Below are 1079 nucleotides of genomic sequence, written 5' to 3' on the forward strand. Positions count from 1 at the left end.
CAAGAGATCGTTAGAAATGCAGCATTTAATTTATTGGATGCTATTCTAGGTGTATTTGTTCCAGATGCTTTATTAGATGCAGGGTGGGCAATTATAGACGGTTTTCTAAAAGGGTTAGAAGCAGGATTTGAAAAAGTCAAAAGTTTTGTTAGTGGGATTGCAGAATGGATAAAGGAACATAAAGGACCACTCCCGTATGATAAGAGATTGCTAATTCCAGCTGGTAAAGCAATGATGTATGGGTTAAACGAAAGTTTAAAAAGCAATTTTAAATCTGTACAAAAAACCATTAGCACCATGGCGAATTCACTAGAACGGGATTTCAAAATGGAAATTCCTATAAATGTACAAGATTTTAATAGAATGATTTCGCTTTCTCCTGAATCAGCTCTGGGTACTTCAAAAATAGGATCGGCTTCAGCTGGTTCTCGAATTATAAATAATACAAATAATCAATCAAAATCTTACCAACCAATATTTCATATAAATATTGAAAAAGCTGATCTTTCGTCAGATCGATCAATTGAAGAAACATCAAAAGAATTGGCAATCTTAACCGAAAGACAAACAAGGGGGCGATTAGAATAGGTTTAATATATTATCCATATTTTCAATTTAGGGGTAAAAAATCTAATGAATTTAATCTACGATTGAGAAATGAACTTGAATTTGTTATTCCTGAAACATCGCTCGAATTTGTTGAAGTTGATGGAAGAAGCTCAGACATTATATTTGATAAGGGGAAATATAATGATATTGAAAAAGTATTTCCAGTAAGGGTTTATAAAGAAAAAGATAGAACTATAGCCATGCAGTTAAGAGAAATCGCTGCATGGCTATATTTAGATAAAGTATACTCTCCATTGATATTTAGCGAAGATAACGAATATTACTATCAAGCTTTAGGATACAGTGAGATTTCTGCGAAAGACAAGAAAAGAGATTGGCTAGATATTGATTTTATTTTTAAGTGTCAACCCTTCGTATTCCGACAAGATGGGGATGAGGAAAGAGAAATTAAAAATAATGGAGTCATTATTAATCCAGAAGCTTTTGAAAGTTTACCAGTCATTACATTT

The 1079-nt window shown here is 32.4% G+C and carries 2 protein-coding genes; both read left to right on the forward strand.

Going from position 1 to position 1079, the window contains the following annotated elements; all coding sequences use genetic code 11:
- The coding region (locus DVW83_RS15120) for a phage tail protein (protein WP_446717771.1) at positions 1 to 588 on the forward strand (588 nt) is incomplete at its 5' end.
- Positions 589 to 650: 62 nt separating this feature from the next.
- Positions 651 to 1079, forward strand: a 429-nt coding sequence (locus DVW83_RS14750) for a distal tail protein Dit (protein ID WP_342353600.1), incomplete at its 3' end; no start/stop codon positions are given.

This window comes from Enterococcus sp. VV15, from assembly GCF_005236045.1.
GTDB lineage: Bacteria > Bacillota > Bacilli > Lactobacillales > Enterococcaceae > Enterococcus_B > Enterococcus_B durans.